Origin of the sequence: Streptomyces virginiae, from assembly GCF_040638905.1 — a bacterium.
Classification (GTDB): Bacteria; Actinomycetota; Actinomycetes; order Streptomycetales; family Streptomycetaceae; genus Streptomyces; species Streptomyces virginiae_B.
In genome coordinates, this window is record NZ_JBEZYV010000031.1 from 38,641 (window position 1) to 56,201 (window position 17,561).

At 72.3% G+C, this 17,561-nt stretch carries 14 protein-coding genes and 1 pseudogene; 7 read left to right on the top strand and 8 right to left on the bottom strand.

Features of this window, described 5'->3' with window-relative positions; translation table 11 throughout:
- The first annotated feature begins 9 nt into the window (after positions 1-9).
- Positions 10-849: a DUF4239 domain-containing protein gene (locus AB0F82_RS30415; protein WP_362633127.1), complete on the top strand. Its 840-nt coding sequence runs from the start codon at positions 10-12 to the stop codon at positions 847-849.
- On the opposite strand, the gene AB0F82_RS30420 is transcribed toward AB0F82_RS30415, so the two are convergent.
- The gene (locus AB0F82_RS30420) at positions 813-1,211 is read right to left on the bottom strand and encodes a VOC family protein (protein WP_362633131.1); all 399 of its coding nucleotides are present in this window, start codon (positions 1,209-1,211) and stop codon (positions 813-815) included. The two genes, AB0F82_RS30415 and AB0F82_RS30420, sit on opposite strands and share 37 nt — an antisense overlap.
- A 333-nt stretch (positions 1,212-1,544) precedes the next feature.
- Between AB0F82_RS30420 and AB0F82_RS30425 the strand changes: the two genes are divergently transcribed.
- Positions 1,545-2,072 carry a hypothetical protein gene (locus AB0F82_RS30425; protein ID WP_362633134.1) on the top strand — a complete coding sequence of 176 codons (528 nt, stop codon included), beginning with the start codon at positions 1,545-1,547 and terminating at the stop codon, positions 2,070-2,072.
- 84 nt (positions 2,073-2,156) lie between these two features.
- On the opposite strand, the gene AB0F82_RS30430 is transcribed toward AB0F82_RS30425, so the two are convergent.
- Complete coding sequence (locus AB0F82_RS30430; RefSeq protein ID WP_362633138.1) at positions 2,157-2,696, bottom strand: hypothetical protein; 540 nt, start codon at positions 2,694-2,696, stop codon at positions 2,157-2,159.
- A gap of 127 nt (positions 2,697-2,823) precedes the next feature.
- Here AB0F82_RS30430 and AB0F82_RS30435 point away from each other — a divergent pair, with 127 nt between their 5' ends.
- On the top strand, positions 2,824-3,441 hold the full coding sequence (locus tag AB0F82_RS30435) for a flavodoxin family protein (RefSeq protein ID WP_362633141.1): 618 nt from the start codon (positions 2,824-2,826) through the stop codon (positions 3,439-3,441).
- A 10-nt stretch (positions 3,442-3,451) separates the two neighbouring features.
- Here the strand turns inward: AB0F82_RS30435 and AB0F82_RS30440 are convergent, their stop codons facing one another.
- Together AB0F82_RS30440 and AB0F82_RS30445 are read right to left on the bottom strand one after the other, a co-directional pair.
- Positions 3,452-3,700 (bottom strand): DUF397 domain-containing protein, encoded by a 249-nt coding sequence (locus AB0F82_RS30440; RefSeq protein WP_362633143.1) that lies wholly within the window; start codon positions 3,698-3,700, stop codon positions 3,452-3,454.
- Positions 3,697-4,563 carry a helix-turn-helix domain-containing protein gene (locus tag AB0F82_RS30445; RefSeq protein ID WP_362633145.1) on the bottom strand — a complete coding sequence of 289 codons (867 nt, stop codon included), beginning with the start codon at positions 4,561-4,563 and terminating at the stop codon, positions 3,697-3,699. Before AB0F82_RS30445 ends, AB0F82_RS30440 begins: the two co-directional genes overlap by 4 nt.
- 99 nt (positions 4,564-4,662) lie before the next feature.
- Between AB0F82_RS30445 and AB0F82_RS30450 the strand changes: the two are divergent.
- Both AB0F82_RS30450 and AB0F82_RS30455 read left to right on the top strand, forming a co-directional pair.
- Positions 4,663-5,104, top strand: a pseudogene (locus AB0F82_RS30450) (ATP-binding protein).
- Positions 5,105-5,537: 433 nt separating this feature from the next.
- A complete protein-coding gene (locus AB0F82_RS30455; protein ID WP_362633148.1) occupies positions 5,538-9,155 on the top strand; it encodes a hypothetical protein in 3,618 nt (1,205 codons plus the stop codon).
- Between the two features lie 77 nt (positions 9,156-9,232).
- Here AB0F82_RS30455 and AB0F82_RS30460 read toward each other — a convergent pair whose 3' ends face one another.
- From AB0F82_RS30460 to AB0F82_RS30475, 4 genes are all read right to left on the bottom strand, one after another.
- Positions 9,233-10,093, bottom strand: coding sequence for a TIGR03619 family F420-dependent LLM class oxidoreductase (locus AB0F82_RS30460; RefSeq protein ID WP_362633151.1), 861 nt, complete (start codon positions 10,091-10,093; stop codon positions 9,233-9,235).
- A 94-nt stretch (positions 10,094-10,187) separates the two neighbouring features.
- The gene (locus AB0F82_RS30465; RefSeq protein WP_362633203.1) at positions 10,188-11,357 is read right to left on the bottom strand and encodes an ADP-ribosylglycohydrolase family protein; all 1,170 of its coding nucleotides are present in this window, start codon (positions 11,355-11,357) and stop codon (positions 10,188-10,190) included.
- A gap of 715 nt (positions 11,358-12,072) precedes the next feature.
- Positions 12,073-14,664 (bottom strand): bifunctional FO biosynthesis protein CofGH, encoded by a 2,592-nt coding sequence (locus AB0F82_RS30470; RefSeq protein WP_362633154.1) that lies wholly within the window; start codon positions 14,662-14,664, stop codon positions 12,073-12,075.
- 40 nt (positions 14,665-14,704) lie between these two features.
- Positions 14,705-15,514, bottom strand: a complete 810-nt coding sequence (locus AB0F82_RS30475) for an SDR family oxidoreductase (protein WP_362633157.1) — start codon at positions 15,512-15,514, stop codon at positions 14,705-14,707.
- Positions 15,515-15,794: 280 nt separating this feature from the next.
- Between AB0F82_RS30475 and AB0F82_RS30480 the strand changes: the two genes are divergently transcribed.
- The gene (locus AB0F82_RS30480; RefSeq protein WP_362633205.1) at positions 15,795-17,126 is read left to right on the top strand and encodes a diacylglycerol/lipid kinase family protein; all 1,332 of its coding nucleotides are present in this window, start codon (positions 15,795-15,797) and stop codon (positions 17,124-17,126) included.
- 113 nt (positions 17,127-17,239) lie between these two features.
- Positions 17,240-17,491: an amphi-Trp domain-containing protein gene (locus tag AB0F82_RS30485; protein WP_356812719.1), complete on the top strand. Its 252-nt coding sequence runs from the start codon at positions 17,240-17,242 to the stop codon at positions 17,489-17,491.
- Positions 17,492-17,561: the final 70 nt, after the last annotated feature.

Below are 17,561 nucleotides of genomic sequence, written 5' to 3' on the forward strand. Positions count from 1 at the left end.
GAACAGCGCATGATCCTCTGGTTGCTCAACAGCCTCAGCACGTTCGTCATCGCCGTCCTCCTCGTCGGCGGCCTCACCGGTCTCGCCGCGGCCGGGAGCGTGGCGGCCCGCCGCCGCTTCCCGCACCTGGCCCAGGGAGAACACAACGAGATGGTCGGGATCGCGCTCGGCATGTTCGGCGCGATCTACGGCATCATCCTCGCGTTCGTCGTCGTCACCCTGTGGACGCAGCTGGAAACCACCCAGGGCATCGTCGCCGCAGAGGCCAGTGACCTGGCGACCCTCGTGCGCAGCGCCGACGCCTTCCCCGCGGCCGACCGCGCGAGGGTGCACGCGGCCGTCGGCGCGTACTCGCACGCCGTCGTCGAGGTGCAGTGGCCCCTGATGCGCGAGGGCCGGCCCAGCTACGAGGCGACCGGCGCGCAGACGCACGCCCTGTACCAGGCCCTCATGGCCTACGAGCCGCGGGGACCCCGCGCCGAGACCTTCTACGGGGAGGCGGCCTCCAGCCTCAACGACCTCAACTCGCAGCGCCGGGCCCGGATCACGATGGCCGAGACCTCCCTGCCGGTCCTGCTGCAGGTGCTCGTGTACGGGGGCGCGCTCGTGATCGTCCCGCTCACCTTCCTCTTCGGGCTGCGCAGCCTGAAGATGCAACTGCTCTTCGTGTCGGCCGTCGCCGGACTGATCGGCTTCAGCCTGCTCCTGGTGGTGGCCCTGGACCGGCCCTTCGCGGGGGACCTGAGCGTGAGCCCCGCGCCCTACAAGGAGGCGGCGCTGGCGCGGTTCTGGACGGCCGACACCCCGGCGGATCAGCCCCAGGTACGGGAGCAGAGCACCAGCCGGTAGCCGTCCGGGTCCTCGACGGTGACACCCCACTCGTCCCAGTACGGGTTGTGGGAGAGGACCCGGGTCCCACCGTGCTCGACGAGGCGCTGCACCAGGGCCTCGTCGGGCTTCTCGCCGAGGTACAGCACGAACAGGTCGTCGACCGTGGGCGCGGGCACGATCGGGTTCGAGGCGTCCCGGGTGAGTTCGAAGTGCCATCCGCCCCCGGCCGGTCCGACCATCAGCAGGTCGTGCTCCCCGGGCACGCTCTCGGCGCTCCGCCACTGCACCTCCAACCCGAGCCCGTCGACGTAGAAACGCTCGGCGGCGCCCAGGTCCAGGGAGGGCCGGGCGACACGGACATGGGTACGTGCATCGATCATGCACGGCAGCGTACGGGGCGCACCGAGCCCCCGTGGCCGGTAATCGTCCCGTCACCGGCCGCCGCGGATTCCGCTTGGGCGCGGCGGCCCTCCCCGCGCCGTGCGGCGCGGGCGGAGCAGGGCGTCCCCCTCACCTTCAGGGCAGGGTCGAATACCGGCCACATACCTTCTGACCTGGGTAAATGCGCTTCGTGATGCGTGATGCATCGGCCTAAGATCGACTCTGCCGACGGCCCGCTCATGCCGCTTTTCGGGGGGAGCGACATGGGCCGGAACAACCGTCTCAGGGTCCGTCCGGCCTCTGCTTCACACCGACACGGGGGAAACCGAACCATGCACAAGAACCTTCTGCGCGCCTCGGCTGTCAGCGCGGCGGCGATCGCCTTCTGCGGCGTCATCTCCGTCTCGCAGGCGAGCGCGGCGCAGACCTGCTCGACCGCCGGCACCAACGCCCGCATCCAGGTCATGACCGGGATCATTCCGGAGGCGCAGCTGTCCGTACCGACCTGCGTCGAGGCCGTCGCGGACGGCAAGGTCCGCGGCAAGGCCACCGTCAACTGGGGCTTCGTCAACGACGGCCAGTCCGACATGACCAGCAAGCGCTTCACCTCCTTCAAGGTGACGACGCGTCTGGAGAGCCGTGTCCCGGGTGGCACCGACGTCGTGGTCAACAGCAAGACCTGCGACATCACGGCCAACATCAACGCCACGCCCGAGAGCAGCTTCACCTGCCTGACCCCCGCGGTGACCCTGGACCCGAGCAAGCAGTGGTCCGGCGACGCGACCGTCGTCTACGACATCGAGGGCGACGGCAAGGGCCCCATCACCTGGCAGCTCACGGGCTCGCCCCTGATGAGCTGACCCCGCTCCACGTCCCGGACCCGTCCGGGACGCAGACGCTCACCCGGTAGGTCGTCGGGCATGTGCAGCGGCCTCCGTGCGGGGTCACGGCCGCCATCGGGGGGCCTCCTCGTCCGGGGTGTCGGGGCCGGCGAAGTGGAACGGCACGCCGAGGTGGTCCGCCAGGGCGCGGCCCGCCTCGGCGGCGGCCTCGGCCGGGTCGCGGCCCCTGCGGCTGTAGACCGTGGCGAGGTGCCGCTCCTCGGCGGGACCGTCCGTGATCGCCAGGAGGTTCACGAACCAGTCGTGGACGGTGTCCCCGTCCCAGACGGCCTCGACCGCCACCACCCGCCCCGGCAGGCCGCCGGCGAGGGCGGCCAGGGACTCCAGGTCCAGCGGGCTCTCGGGCGTACGGGCGATCTTGTCGCCGTGGAAGACGTACCGCTCGTGGACCACCGTCTCGGCGTCGTGGAGGCCGATGCCGCGGGCCCGCCCGGCGTCCCAAACGAGCTTCACCGCCGGCAGGAGGCGGTCCTGCAGGACGTACCCGTCGACCTGGGCGCGGATTCCCGCCGGAAGCGTCTCCCAGAGGCCCCCGTCCTGCGCCGGGTCCTGCGTCTCCGCCTGCGTCTGCCTGCTGGGCATGCCGACCCGTCCCCCTCGATCCGTCCGGCTGTCATCGTCCACGGCGGCCGGCCCCGCCGTCGAGGGGATTTCTCCCGCCCCGGACGCGGACGGAATAGCTCCGTAAGCAGGGAGAGTTGCACGCCGCATGACGACCGACAGATTTACAGACGCCGACCGCTCGTTCCTCTTCGTCCTCGGCAGTTCCCGGCCGGACGGCAATACCGAGATCCTCGCCCGGGCAGCGGCGGAGCAGCTGCCCGCCGGTATCCCGCAGCGCTGGGTGGACCTGGCGAAGGACCCGCTGCCCGACTTCCAGGACGGCCGGCACGAGGACGGGACCTGGCCGATGAGCGAGCAGGAGGGGGAGCTGCGCTGCGCCACGATGGAGGCCACCGACATCGTCATCGCCTCGCCCCTGTACTGGTACGCGGTCTCCGCCCACACCAAGCGCTACCTCGACTACTGGTCCGGCTGGCTGGGAGTGCCCGGCCTGGACTTCAAGCAGCGGATGGGCGGCCGCACGCTGTGGGGCGTCACGGCGATGGCCGAGGAGGACGAGGACACCGCCGACGGGCTGATCACCAGCCTCAACAACACGGCCGCCTACTTGCGGATGCGCTTCGGAGGCGTCCTGCTCGGCAACGGCTCCCGGCCCGGCCAGGTGCGCGGCGACGAGCGTGCGATGACCCGCGCCAAGACCTTCTTCGAGCGCGAGGCCCCGCTCGCCCGGTTCCCCTCCGAGGAGGTGACCGGGGAGCGGTAGCCGCATCCGCTCAGCGGGCGCCCGTGACCCCGTCCAGGAACGCGGTCCAGACGCCGGGGGTGACGGCCAGCTCGGGGCCGGCCGTCACCTTGGAGTCCCGGACGTGCACGGCGTCGGGGCACGTGGCGACCTCGACGCAGTCGTCGCCCTGGCTTCCGCTGTACGTGGACTTGTGCCAGGAGAGGGCGACCTCGACGCAGCTGTCACCCTGGCTTCCGCTGTAGCTGCTCTTGAACCACCGCAAATCGAAGCTGTTCACAGGGATCCTCGCATTCGCATCAACAGGCCCGTGCTGTCAGCAGGGTTGAGGGCCTGGATGCGAAGTTTGGCATACCGCTGGTGGAGAAGGCTGATGTCTTTCGGGTCGGAGATGACCTGGCCCGTCTGCTGCCCCTCGGTGTAGCCCAGCCACTCGTGTTCATCGGTTTCCAGGAGCCGGAAGGGGCCGTCGGTGCCCGCGTGAACCGGCTGGACCAGCGGCATGATCTGGATGTCGACGTTGGGAAGCTCTCCCCACTCCAGGAGGCGGTCGATCAGCTCCCGCGTGACCTGCGGCCCTCCCGTGCGCCGCTCGATCAGTGCCTGCTCGATGACGAAGCTGAAGAGGGCGTACGGGACGCGGTGCAGCAGCTTCTGGCGTTCCAGGCGGACCGAGACGCGGGCCTCCGCCTCCTCCGGGGTGGCCAGCGGCGGGACGTTGTCGATGAGGGCGCGGGCGTAGGACTCCGGTTGGAGAAGCCCCGGCACCGACCGGCACTCGTACGTGTTGAGGGTGACGGCCACTTCCTCCAGCTCGGCCCACCGCCGGAACCAGGACGCCAGGCCGCGCCGCCGCGTCAGCTGCTTCGCCGCGATGTCGATGACGCCGAAGGTGTCCAGTACCGCCTCGGTCTTGTTCACGAACTTCTGCGACGGGTGGCGGCGGCCCTGCTCCACCGAGCCGACGTACTGGACCGAGTACCCGATCAGCGGCGCCAGTTGCTCCTGGGTCAGGCCGGCGCGTTTGCGGGAGGCCTTGACCGTCTCGCCGAAGCTGCGCAGGTTGTCGTCCGGCTCGACCTCGCCGTCACCGCTGTCGTCGGCACTCACCATGGCGGTCACCTCCCCGACAGTCAGGCTCACGCACCGTGACTCCGCCTGTCCAGGGAGTGCACTCGTACAGTTGATTTGTACGAGTCCGGGTGGTGTTGAACGAGCCTGGCCAGGCGGGATGTTGGCGGCATGACCGCACCTTCCGGCCGCGCCCGGACCCTCGTACGCGTGTTCACTCAGCGTTTCACCAGCACCCGTCGCGGGGCCCGGCTCGCGCGGCAGCTGGCCCTCGTCGAGCTCCACGACTGGGGCTTTCCCGAATCCACCGCGCTGTCCGCCGACGCCGGCCTCCTCGTGGCCGAACTCGCCGCCAACGCCGTCCGCCACGGCCGCGTCCCGGGGCGGGACTTCGAGCTGAAGCTGACGCTCCTGGAGGACTGCCTGCGCGTCGAGGTGTCCGACGCCCGCCGCGACCGCCGCCCGGCCGCACGCCTACCAGGCGGAATCCGGCTACGGCCTGCGCATCGTGGACGCCGTCGCCGCCGACTGGGGCGTCACGGAACGCATCGTCGGCAAGACGGTCTGGGCGGAGCTGAGCCGCCGGCGGTGCCCCCCTCCCGGGCTCATGTAGTGGACATATAAGCTCCGCCTGCCCGTCGTGTGATGGTCACCGGGCGGGGACATGCTGAGCTGGGGGCTCCATGAGACTGCTGCCGTCGGGCAGAACAAGACGTGGGAGACCGGGGAGGGGCAGGGCCGCGATCACGTCCGGGGCGCTGCTGCTCGGCCTCCTGGCGTCGTTCACGGGCCAGGCGGGTACCGCGCTCGCGGCGCCGCCCGAGCCGTCCGCCGTCGCTTCGCCCCACCAGGAGGCCGGGGCGGGTGCGCCGTCGGCCGGGCCGGCAGGCCCGCAAGCGCCGCCCGAGACAGCCCCGAAGAGAGATCCCGAGGCCGAGCGCGAGGCAGAGGTGCGTGCTCTGCGACAGAGCGAGGTTGCGGAGGTCTGTCCTGCGGACCTGACGCCGCGAGCGGTCGTCAATTGCAGGGTCGGCGCCGGCCAGATCGTGTCCTTCGCACTCACCCTGCCGCAGCAGAAGGACATGGTCCGTTACTGGGCCCTCACGCCCCAGTCGTTCGCGGAAACCAGGCTGCTCGCGCCGGACGGCACCAGGGTGAGCTGCCAGCTGATCGAGAGCCGGTACCACTGTCCCACGAACCGGGCAGGGACGTACTCGCTGCAGATCGTGAACAACTACCCCCTGGCCAGCGACAGTGCTCTGTCCGTCTCGTACCTCGCTCTGCTCTCCGCCGCGTGCGAGAGCGTGAGCGCCGCCGACAGCAGGCTCGGCGCCCCCCGGGTCATACAGGGGCAGGTGCCGATCGGCTCGACAGACTGCTACACCCTTTCCCTGGCAGCGAACGACATGCTGCGCGCCACCGTCCATGAGGGTCATCTTGTCAGCACGGACATCTACGACGGTGACGGCAACAAGCTCTGCGTCCCCCCGAACTACTCCTACTTCGACTGCAAGCTCACGGGCGCCGCACCCTTCCGGGTCGTGACCAGTGGTTCGGAGTATCCCTACAAGCTCACCTTCGCCCGGCTCTCCAAGCCGGAAGGGTGCCCGGTGGTGGAGCCGCAGGTGTTCGGCACATCGCCCGACCTGAGCTCCACCGTGCCGTGCAGGCTCATGCGGGCCACGGAGTCCGCCCGGTACACCTTCGGCCCCGTCGTCACCGAGCAGTACTACGCGCCTTTGGGGCAGCTGCTCTCGTCGGGCGGGACACTGGTGCACGACGACTGTGGGTATGGATCCTGCGATCTGACCACCGGCGACTACACGTGGGTGAACTACACCCAGGTGCTGGACAGCTCCCCGTTCGGCATGGCGTTCCACTCGTCCAAGGAGATCCGCGGCTGCACCGCGACCCACGACAACGGACTGGCCGCCGGTCCCGTCAAAGCCGTCTTCGCTGCCCCCGGACAGCGGCTGTGCCTCACCCTGCCGACCGCCACCGGCAACGGCGTGTACCTGCTCAACCCTTCCGCCCCGAACGGACTCCACGTTGCGGTGAACGACGCGGAGGGCAAGGAGCAGTGTGAACTGAACGGCCGCTACGGCGCCACGTCCGTCACCTGCCGACTGACCGGCACCGCTCCTTTCCGTGCGGTACTGACCGGCACCGCGGGCTCTTCGTACGGCCTGACCGTCCACCGGACCGGCGAGCACACCGGCTGCGCCGCATGGCCTCGCACCGGCTTCGACGGCTCCGCGGGGGCTCAGGTCGCGGCGACGAAGCACGCCTGCCTGAGCATCCCGGCCGATCAACACTCCACCGCTGAGATGGTCGACCGCGTTGATACGGACGGCCGACGGGGCCTGGTCCAGATGTTCGACCCGTCGGGGACCGCTGCGTGCACCGGAGGTGGACCTGTCAGCTGCCGGCTCACTCCCGGGGTGTCCTACACGGCGCTGCTGGAGAGCGCCGGTATGTACTCCGTCAAGCTGGCGCGGCGGGACGTATCCTCCGCGGCGACGTGCACGGCCACGGCTTCCACCAAGGTGGGCGGTCCGTCCACTCCCATCATGCTCGGCACCCCCCTGGACGCCCGTTGCCTGCGGGTCAGCGGCGCCGCGACCGACAAGTTCTGGCTGGGCGACCGCATGGCCGGCCGGTACCTGAAAGACGTCACCTCAACATGGCTCACGGTCCTCGACGCGGACGGCAAGCTGCTCTGTCAACAGGTGAACAGCCTCTCGTGCAAGGTGACAGGCTCGACCTCCTACACGGTCGTGCTCTCGGCCCACCTCTACACCGACCAGCCCGTCAGCAGCGTCATGGACATCTGGAAAGTGGGAACGGTTGCCGGCTGGGCACCCGAATGCACGGCCAACCCCGTCTCCGTCGACGGTTTCGCCCTGCGTGGCGGAGTGCTGTCGGAGACGTCGACCGCCCACTGCACCGTGGTCGACATGAAGCCCGGTGAGTCCTTCTACGTCACCGGCTTCACGGCCAATGCCGACAAGAACACGCCCGCTCCCGCCGTGAGCCTGCACAACGGCCGTGAGTGGGACAGTGCGGATCCCTTGTACGGCTGCAGGCAGCAGTGGGACCAGTTCAGCGCCTACTGTGAGGCGGACCGCGACGCCGAGCCCTCGCAGGCCCTCCTGATGCTGAGCGCGGGCAGGACCCCGACGCCGGCCGTCTACGGAATGCGCGCGGCGTGCGGCCAGTGCTACGTACCGGAGATCGAGGCCGCGACCTCGATCAGCCCCAGCACCAGCGCGGCGAACACGCAGACCCAGGCCGTCGTCCGAGGTACCTCGTTCACTTTGAAGACCCGCATGAAGCTGGCGCGTGACGGGAGCGACCAGCAGTCGCTCCTGACGCCGCTCTCCGTCAACACGGACGGGACCGAGCTGACCGTCCAGGTGGACACCAAGGGCCTGGAGCCGGGTGCGTACGATCTGGTCCTCGACGGTGTCGGCTACACCAGTGGGGTCCCGTCCCGGGGCTACCTGCCCAAGGCCTACACCGTCACCGCCCCGGCCCCCGCACCGAAGGGCAGCCGGTTCGTGCCCCACGGCCCGTCGCGGTTCCTGGACACCCGTGACGGCACCGGCGCGACGAAGCAGCGCGTCGGACCGGGCGGGGTCGTCACCCTCCAGGTCGCGGGCGTCAAGGGCATCCCGGTGAGTGGGGTGACGGCCGTCGTCATGAACGTGACGGCGGTCCAGCCGACCGAGGCGGGCCATGTGATGGTCTACCCGAACGGGCAGGCCACGCCCAAGGTGTCGAACCTCAACTTCGCGCCCGGGCAGATCGTGCCGAACCTGGTGACGGTGCCGGTGGTGAACGGGAAGATCGACCTGCGCAACAACGCCGGGTCGGTGGACCTCATCGCCGACGTCACCGGCTACTACACCGACCCGTCCGGGGCGGGCTCCGCGCTGAACCCGATCACGCCGTCGAGGTTCCTCGACACGCGTGACGGCACGGGCGCGACGAAGCAGCGTGTCGGACCGGGCGGGGTCGTCACCCTTCAGGTCGCGGGCATGAAGGGCATCCCGGCCACCGGGGTCACGGCCGTGGTCATGAACGTCACCGCCGTCCAGCCGACCGAGGCCGGACACGTCACCGTCTACCCCAACGGTCAGGCCGCGCCGGGCGTGTCGAACCTCAACTTCACGCCCGGACAGATCGTCCCGAACCTGGTGACCGTCCCGGTCGTCAACGGCAAGGTCGACCTGCGCAATAACTCCGGCTCGGTGGACCTCATCGCCGACGTCACCGGCTACTACGCGGCGACCGGCTCCGCCTTCTCCGCGGCGGGCCCAGTCCGCCTCCTCGACACCCGCGACGGCACCGGCGCCCGCGCCGGGGTGGTGGGTCCGGGCGGTTCGGTGAGCCTTCAGGTCACCGGCGTCTCGGGGGTGCCCGCGCAGGGTGTGACCGCCGTCGTCCTGAACGTCACGGTCACCAACCCGACCGAGGCGAGCCACATCATCGTCCACCCGCACGGGATCGGACGACCGGGCGTCTCAAACCTCAACTACACGGGCGGGCAGACCGTTGCCAACCTGGTGGTCGTGCCGGTGGTGGACGGCCGGGTGACGTTCTTCAACAACTCCGGCGCCGTCGACGTGATCGCCGATCTGAACGGCTACTTCACGTCCTGAGATCCGCGCAGAAGTGATCCGGGGCCCGTCCGATCGCACGATCGGGCGGGCCCCGCTGCCGTACGTGAGCGCAGAGGTCAGAGGTACTGGGCGAAGTCGTCCAGGGCGCGCAGGATGTCCGGCTCGGGGGCCGAGGGGAGCTGAAGGACGACCTCCTCGATGCCGAGGTCGGCGTAGTGGGCGAGCTTGCCCGGGCTGGGGTGCACCGCGTACGGGACCACCTGGAGGGATTTCGGGTCGCGTCCGGCGGTTTCCCAGACCTGGCGCAGCACCGGGAGCGACTCGGTCAGGCCGCCGCCGCCGATCGGGAGCCAGCCGTCGGCGTGGTCGGCGATCGCGGTGAACAGCTTCGGGCCGGCCGCACCGCCGATGAGGGTGCGGGGGCCGTGCAGGGCTGAGCCGGGGCCGAGTTCGCGCGGGGCCTGGGCGGGCTTGGGGTGGGCGCTGCTGGCCTGGACGGAGCAGTACTGGCCCACGTACGCCGTCGGCTCCGGCGCCCACAGGGCGCGCATCAGGGCCATGCGGTCGCGGACCAGGTCGCGGCGGGTGCGCCACTCGACGCCGTGGTCGGCGGCCTCCTCGACGTTCCAGCCGTAGCCGATGCCCAGGGTGAAGCGGCCGCCGGAGAGGTGGTCGAGGGTCGCGACCTGCTTCGCGAGGCCGATCGGGTCGTGCTGGGCGACCAGGGTGATGCCGGTGCCCAGGTGCAGGCGTGCGGTGACCGCGGCGGCCTGGCCGAGGGCGACGAAGGGGTCGAGGGTGCGGCCGTACATGTCGGGGAGTTCGCCGCCCATGGGCGCGGCGGTCTCGCGGGCGACCGGGATGTGGGTGTGCTCCGGCAGGTAGAGGGCCGAGAAGCCGCGCTCCTCCAGACTGCGGGCGAGACGGACGGGGGAGACGGAGCGGTCGGTGAGGAAGACGGTCGTGGCGATCCGCATGTGTGCTGGCACCTCCGGCGGCCGGGACGTGGGAACGCCACGGTACGGTCTCGGGCCGTGCTTGTTGAGGGGGCGTCAGGTCCTGGGGTGCCCGTCAGCCGCGCGGGTAGCGGGCGAGCCAGCCGGGGGAGGAGGCCGATGGGCTGTGGAGGGTCGGGCCCTGGGTCATCTCCAGGGCGAAGTCGTCGCACAGTTCGAGGAGCGTGGCACGGCCTTCGAGTTCCGCGAGCCAGGCGGGCGGGAGGGCGGTCTCGCCGTGCAGCGCGCCGAGCAGGGCCCCGCAGAGGGTGCCGGTGGCGGCGGAGTCGCCGCCGTGGTTGACGGCGAGGCGCAGGCCGTGGGCGACGTCCTCGGCGACGAGGGCGCAGTAGACGGCGACTGCGAGGGCGTCGGAGGCGTCGGGTGCGGAGGTCGCGCCGGGTGCGCCGGTCGGGCCGGTCGGGCCGGGCGTCCCGGGAGCGGACTTGCCGGCGGTGAGCGCTTCGACGGTGTCGGGGCCGGGCGGGCCCTGGGTGACCGCCGACATGGCGCGCTGGAGGGCGTCGGTGACGGGCTGGTGGCCGGGGCGCGCCCCCAGCAGTCCCAGGGCGCGCCGGACGGCGGCGTCGGGGGAGTCGCCGCGGGTCAGACCGTGGACGATGACGGCGAGCGCGCCGGCCGAGAGGTGGGCGGTGGGATGGCCGTGGCTCTGCGCGGCGCATTCGACGCTGAGCTGGAGGACGAGGGCGGGCTCCCAGCCGACCAGCAGCCCGAAGGGGGCCGAGCGGGCGGCGGCGGCCGCGCCGCGGGCGGTCGGGTTCTTGGGCTGGTCGAGGGTGGCGAGGACGTCGTCGCCGAAGCCGGTCAGGCAGGCGCGGTCCGGGTTGCGGCGGGCGTAGAGCCACTCCTGCTGCGCGAGCCAGCCGTTGTCCCCGCGGCGCTCGTCGGGGCCCCAGTCGTGCTGGGTCGCCGCCCAGCGGCGGTACGCGCGGTGCACGTCGGTGGGCGGGTGCCAGACGCCGGTGTCCCGGCGTACGTGGGCCCGTATCAGCCCGTCCACGGTGAAGAGGGTGAGCTGGGTGGCGGCGGTGATCCGGCCGCGGCGGCCGTGCGCGACGGCGGGGCCGGTCAGGCCGTCGGGGCCGTGCGCCTCGCGGACGGCGTCGAGGGAGAGGCCCGCGAGGGGCGCGCCGAGGGCGTCGCCGAGGGCCGCGCCGAGGAGCGTGCCGCGGATGCGGCTGCGGAAGTCCTGCTGCTCGATGCGGCCCCAGAGGCCGGTGACGATCCCCCGCCCGAGCGTCCTGCCTCCGGCGGGGCCGCCGGGATCCCCCGGCCCGCCCCCCGGCCGCCCCCCGGCCGGTCCGGCCGCGCCGCCCCCGGCCGCCGGGGCGGGGCCCGGACCCGCTGAGCCGCCCGCCTGCCCGTGGCCTCCGGCCGGTCCGAGGCCCAGGTGCGGTACGCCGCCCGCCTGCCCGTGGCCTCCGGCCGGGCCGGGCGCGCCGGTAGCGGCCTTCGGGCCCGGGACCGCCACCGGGCCGAGCTGACCCGCGCCGCCGACGGGGCTGGCTGCGCCGGCACCGGCCGGGGCGGGGCCCACGTGCCCTCGGCCTCCGGCCGGGTCGCCCGTGCCGGTAGGGCCGGTCGGGCCTGACCCCGGGCCCGCCGCCCCGCCGGGCTGCCCGTGGCCTCCGGCGGTTACGGCTGCGCCGGTACGGCCCGCCTGTCCGTGGCCTGCGGCCGGGTTCGCGCGAGCCGCGTGGGCGTTGCCGTTCGTGCCGTCGTTCGTACCGATCACGTCGTCCCCCCGGGCCGATGGCCGCCGAGCATACGAAATCCGCACTGTAGTGGACAGGTTCGATCGGATCCGGAGGCGGTCCGCCAAGCGAACAGTTCCGGCCGCCACCTGGCCGGTGCCACGTTTTGCCACTCACCTACCGGGATCATGCGCCGTTCTCCGGCGGCGGGGAGGGGGCCCGCGCCACGGGCCCCCTCCGCCGCGCTCAGTCCAGTACCGGCAGCAGCTCCGGCAGGTGCCCGTCCGATGCGCGGGCCGCCTGCTGCCGCTCCTGCGGCACCTCCCCGTACAGCGTCGTACGGGGCTTCGCGGGACGGCCCGCCGCCTCCGCGACCGCCACCAGGTCCTGGACCGACTTGTACGAGCCGTAACTCGACCCGGCCATCCGGGAGATGGTCTCCTCCATCAGCGTCCCGCCCAGGTCGTTCGCCCCGGAGCGGAGCATCTCCGCCGCGCCCTCGCTGCCCAGCTTCACCCAACTGGTCTGGATGTTGGGGATGTGCGGGTGCAGCAGCAGCCGGGCCATCGCCGTCACCGCGCGGTTGTCGCGGACCGTCGGGCCGGGCCGGGAGATGCCCGCCAGGTACACGGGGGCGTTGGTGTGGATGAAGGGGAGCGTGACGAACTCCGTGAAACCGCCCGTCCGTTCCTGGATGCGCGCCAGCGTGCGGAAGTGGCCGAGCCAGTGCCGGGGCTGGTCCACGTGCCCGTACATCATCGTGGACGAGGAGCGGATCCCCAGCTCGTGCGCGGTGCTCACCACGTCGATCCAGTCCGCCGTCGGCAGCTTGCCCTTGGTCAGGACCCAGCGCACCTCGTCGTCCAGGATCTCCGCCGCCGTCCCCGGGATCGAGTCCAGGCCGGCCTCCTTGGCCGCCGTCAGCCAGTCCCGTACGGACATGCCCGTGCGGGTCGCGCCGTTGACGACCTCCATCGGCGAGAAGGCGTGCACGTGCATGCCCGGCACCCGCTGCTTGACCGCCCGCGCGATGTCGAAGTACGCGGTCCCCGGCAGGTCGGGGTGGATGCCGCCCTGCATGCACACCTCGACCGCGCCGACGTCCCAGGCCTGGGCGGCCCGGTCGGCGACCTGGTCGAGGGAGAGGGTGTAGGCGTCGGCGTCCGTACGGCGCTGCGCGAAGGCGCAGAAACGGCAGCCGGTGTAACAGACGTTGGTGAAGTTGATGTTCCGCGTGACGATGTAGGTGACGTCCTCGCCGACGACCGACTTGCGCAGGTCGTCCGCGATCCGGCACAGGGCGTCGAGGGCCGGGCCGTCCGCGTGCAGCAGCGCGAGCGCCTGCGCGTCGGTGAGCTTCTCCGGGTCGTCGGCGGCCTGCGCCAGGGCGGCCCGTACGTCGGTGTCGATGCGCTCGGGCACCATTCCCGGCGCGGCCGCTTCGCGCAGGGCCTCCCAGTCGCCGTAGACGTGGTCGAAGTCCTCGCGCCGGTCGGCGGTGCGGCCCTCGGTGTCGATGGCGGTGTGCAGGTCCGTACGTCCGGTGCCGGTGCGCCCGTACGCGGCGAAGCCCTCGTCGGGCTCCTGCCAGGGGCGGCCCACGACGGCCGCGGACTCGTCCGCCAGGCCGGTCTCCGCGTCGGCCAGCGCCCGTACGTGCGGCAGCAGGCGCGGGTCCAGCCAGGGCTCGCCGCGCTGGAGGAACTCCGGGTAGATCGTGAGGCGCTCGCGCAGCTCGAAGCCGGCGGCCGCAGTCCGCGCGGCCAGCTCCTCGATGTGCGGCCAGGGGCGCTCGGGGTTGACGTGGTCGGGGGTCAGCGGGGAGACGCCGCCCCAGTCGTCGATGCCCGCGCCGATGAGCAGGGCGTACTCGGCGTCCACCAGGTTCGGCGGGGCCTGGATGCGGGCGCTCGGGCCCAGGATGTGGCGGGCGACGGCGATGGCCGCGGCCAGCTCCTCCAGCTCCGCGTCCGGCATGCCGCGCATGGCGGTGTCCGGCTTGGCGCGGAAGTTCTGGACGATGACCTCCTGGATGCCGTGGTAGCTGCGCTGGATCCGCCGGAGCTCGAAGAACGCCTCGGCCCGCTCCTCGTAGGACTCGCCGATCCCGATCAGCACCCCGGTGGTGAAGGGGACGTTGGAGCGGCCCGCGTCCTCCAGCACCCGCAGCCGGACCGCCGGATCCTTGTCGGGGGAGCCGTGGTGGGGGCCGCCGGGCTCGGACCACAGGCGGGTGGCGGTGGTCTCCAGCATCATGCCCATGGACGGGGCGACGGGCTTCAGGCGCTGGAGTTCGGACCACGACATGACGCCGGGGTTGAGGTGCGGCAGCAGCCCCGTCTCCTCCAGGACGCGGATCGCCATGGCGCGGACGTAGGCGAGGGTGTCGTCGTAGCCGTGCGCGTCGAGCCACTCGCGGGCCTCGGGCCAGCGGTCCTCGGGTCGGTCGCCGAGGGTGAAGAGGGCCTCCTTGCATCCCATCGCCGCACCCTTGCGGGCGATGTCGAGAACCTCGTCGGGGGACAGGTACATGCCGTGTCCGTCCCGGCGGAGCTTGCCGGGGACGGTGACGAAGGTGCAGTAGTGGCACTTGTCGCGGCAGAGGCGGGTGAGGGGGATGAAGACCTTGCGCGAGTACGTGATGACACCGGGCCGCCCGGCGGCGGCGAGCCCGGCGTCCCTGACGCGAGCGGCGGAGGCGGCGAGGTCGGTGAGGGCCTCGCCGCGCGCCTGGAGGAGTACGGCCGCCTCGGCCGCGTCGAGCGCGACGCCGTCTCGGGCCCGTCGCAGCGCGCGGCGCATCGCGTTTTCGGTCGGAGCGTCACTCGGAGTGGTCATGTGGTGAGCATACGATCCGTGGACGCGGCGGTGGAGTCGGTCATCTCATCAGCTCACCGGCGTTGACCAGCAACGATTGGCCGGTAATCGCCCGGGCGCGGTCGGAGGCGAGGAAGACGGCGGCGTCGGCGACGTCCCCGTCGGTGGCGAGCTCGGGCAGGGCCATGCGCTCGGTGAGGCGGGCGTGCACCTCGGCCTCGGGGACGCCTTCGGTGTGGGCGGTGAAGGTGACGAAGGCCTGTACGGGCGGGCCCCACATCCAGCCGGGAAGCACGGTGTTGACGCGGATCCGGTGGGGCCCGAGCTCGCGGGCCATGGAGTACATGGCGGAGGTCAGGGCCCCCTTGGAGGCGGCGTAGGCGGCCTGCTGGACCTCGTTGGGCGCGGCGACGGCGGACTGCGTCCCGACGATCACGACGGCCCCGCCGTTCTCCTTGAGGGCGGGGAGGCAGGCCCGCGTCATGCGCAGGGTGCCGAGCAGGTTGACGTCGATGATCTGCTGCCAGGTCCCGAAGTCGGCGTCCTCCAGCCCTCCGAAGTACGAGTCCCAGGCGGCGACGTGCACGACGGCGTCGACGCCCCCGAACCGCTCCCGCGCGAGGGCGGCGAGGGCCTCGCACTGCGCCTCGTCGCCGATGTCGGTGGCCAGGTGGGCGGTGTGGGTGCCCTCGGGGTCGATCTCGGCGGCGGACTTGGCGAGGTTCGCCTCGGTCCGCGCCCCGAGCACGGCGTTTCCGCCGTCCCGCACGACGGCGGCGGCCACCTGGTGCCCGAGCCCGGCCCCGACGCCGGAGACGATGACGGTCTTCCCTCGCAACAGCACGACGTACCTCCAGGGCGGGCGGGGCATATCTGACGGTGCGTCAGGCTACGACGTGGGTGCGGCGGTGTGAAGGGGTTTCGCCGAGTGGCGGGGGCAGCGCCGGAGCCCGCCGGGGCGGGCGCGGCGCCGCCGTCGATCCCCGGCCCCGCCGATCCGCCCGAGCGCGGTCAAGGAACAAGCAATGTGCGGGGGCGGCGGTGGCTGCGCCGGCGGGCCGGGGGTGGGTGTTCGGGGGATGATCGGATGGGAACGCATCCTGGTGGGGACGATCCGCCGCGCCAGGGACCGGTCGGAGGACGTGAGGACCATGTCGCTCTCGCACCCCGCCGGCGTGCCGCCGCGCGCCCGGCTGTTCGCTCTGCTGGCGCTGGTCGGTGCACTGGGCGCGGTGGTGGTGCTGGTGGCGGCCGGCGCGGGCGGCGGGCTGGTCGTCGTCGTGGTCGGCGTGGCCAGCGCGGCGCTCACCGCCATGGGTACCTGGTGGGTGGTCGCCCACCGTGGAGCGGTCCGGCTGGCCGGGGCCGCGCTGGCCGTGGCCGCGCCGGTGGCCGTCCTCGTCATCTATGCCCGCGCCGACCTGTGGCCGACGGCGCTGGCCGCCATCGTGGTGTGGGCGGCCGCCGTGGTGTGCGCGCGGACGGCGCTGCGCGCCGCCCGGCCACCCGCCGGCATGCGGGCGGTCGCCGCCGAACGCCCCCGGCACCCCGTGCTGATCATGAACCCGAAGTCCGGCGGCGGGAAGGTCGGCCGTTTCGGCCTCGTCGAGAAGGGCGAGGCGCTGGGCGCCCGGGTGGTGCTGCTGGACCCGGAGGCCGTGACCGACGTCGCCGCCGTCGCCCGCCGGGCGGTGGCCGAGGGGGCGGACCTGCTCGGGGTGGCGGGCGGCGACGGCACCCAGGCCCGGGTGGCCGAGGTGGCGGCCGAGCACGGGCTGCCGTTCCTGGTGGTCTGCGCCGGTACGAGGAACCACTTCGCCATGGACCTCGGCCTGGACCGCGAGGACCCGGCCCGGTGCCTGGACGCGCTGGCGGACGGCGAGGAGCTCAGGGTCGACCTCGGTTTCGTAGGGGGCCGCGCCTTCGTGAACACGGCCTCCTTCGGCGTCTACGCGGAGGTCGTGCAGCGCCCGGAGTACCGGGACGCCAAGGCGGACTCGGCGCTGAACGCACTGCCCGACCTGCTGCTCGGGTACGCCGGCCGCACCCTCGAAGCGGCGACCGACGAGATGCGCCTGGAAGCCCAGCAGGCGCTGCTGATCAGCAACAACCCCTACTCGTCCCCCGAACCGATGGCCGTCGGCGCCCGCCGGGCCCGCCTCGACCTCGGCGTACTGGGCGTCGTCGGCATCCGGGTGAACAACGCCGCGCAGGCGGCCGACGTGGCGCTGCGCGGCGCACGGGCGGCGGGTCTGCACGTCCTGACCTCCCGGCAGGTCGTCATCGGGTCGGATGCGGAGAGCATCCCGGTCGCCGTCGACGGCGAGGGCCTGACGATGCCCACGCCCGTCACCTGCTCCATCCGCCCGGGCGCCCTGCGCGTACTGGTGCCGAGGGAACGTCCGGGCGCTCCGGCGGCCGGTCCGCCGATGCGGTGGCGCCACGTCCTCGCGCTGGCCTTCGACCGGACGCGGCCGCAGTGACTGCACACGCCCGCAGGAGCGCCCCGGGATGCCCGGCCCCCGCCACGGCGTCACAATGAGCCTTACCTGGTGATCCCGCTGTTCCCGCTGGTCGTGGCGGATAGGAGACAGCCGTGAAAGACCTCAAGTTCGAGCAGAAGAGTTCCCTTTCACGCCTCGAGGCCGCCGATCAGCTCTCCGCCCTCGCGGAGGCGCTGCGGCACGGCGGCAACGCCGAACTGGAACTCGGCCCCGGCACGATGAGCCTGCGGGTCCCCGACGAACTCCGTACCGAGATCGAGGTCGAGGTCGGCGACGGGGAGATCGAGATGGAGATCGAGCTCAAGTGGCCCACCGCCACCTCGCGGCCCGGGGCCGCGTCGTAGTGGCCCCGGTCGGCGGCCGTCCGGAGCCCGGTCCGGAGCCCGGTTCGGAGCCCGGTTCGGAGCCCGGTCC

Coding starts and splice junctions, on each gene's coding strand:
- AB0F82_RS30415 (WP_362633127.1), top strand. CDS start 10: ATGATCCTCTGGTTGCTCAACAGCCTCAGCACGTTCGTCATCGCCGTC.
- AB0F82_RS30420 (WP_362633131.1), bottom strand. CDS start 1,211: ATGATCGATGCACGTACCCATGTCCGTGTCGCCCGGCCCTCCCTGGAC.
- AB0F82_RS30425 (WP_362633134.1), top strand. CDS start 1,545: ATGCACAAGAACCTTCTGCGCGCCTCGGCTGTCAGCGCGGCGGCGATC.
- AB0F82_RS30430 (WP_362633138.1), bottom strand. CDS start 2,696: ATGCCCAGCAGGCAGACGCAGGCGGAGACGCAGGACCCGGCGCAGGAC.
- AB0F82_RS30435 (WP_362633141.1), top strand. CDS start 2,824: ATGACGACCGACAGATTTACAGACGCCGACCGCTCGTTCCTCTTCGTC.
- AB0F82_RS30460 (WP_362633151.1), bottom strand. CDS start 10,093: ATGCGGATCGCCACGACCGTCTTCCTCACCGACCGCTCCGTCTCCCCC.
- AB0F82_RS30470 (WP_362633154.1), bottom strand. CDS start 14,664: ATGACCACTCCGAGTGACGCTCCGACCGAAAACGCGATGCGCCGCGCG.
- AB0F82_RS30475 (WP_362633157.1), bottom strand. CDS start 15,514: ATGCCCCGCCCGCCCTGGAGGTACGTCGTGCTGTTGCGAGGGAAGACC.
- AB0F82_RS30480 (WP_362633205.1), top strand. CDS start 15,795: ATGTCGCTCTCGCACCCCGCCGGCGTGCCGCCGCGCGCCCGGCTGTTC.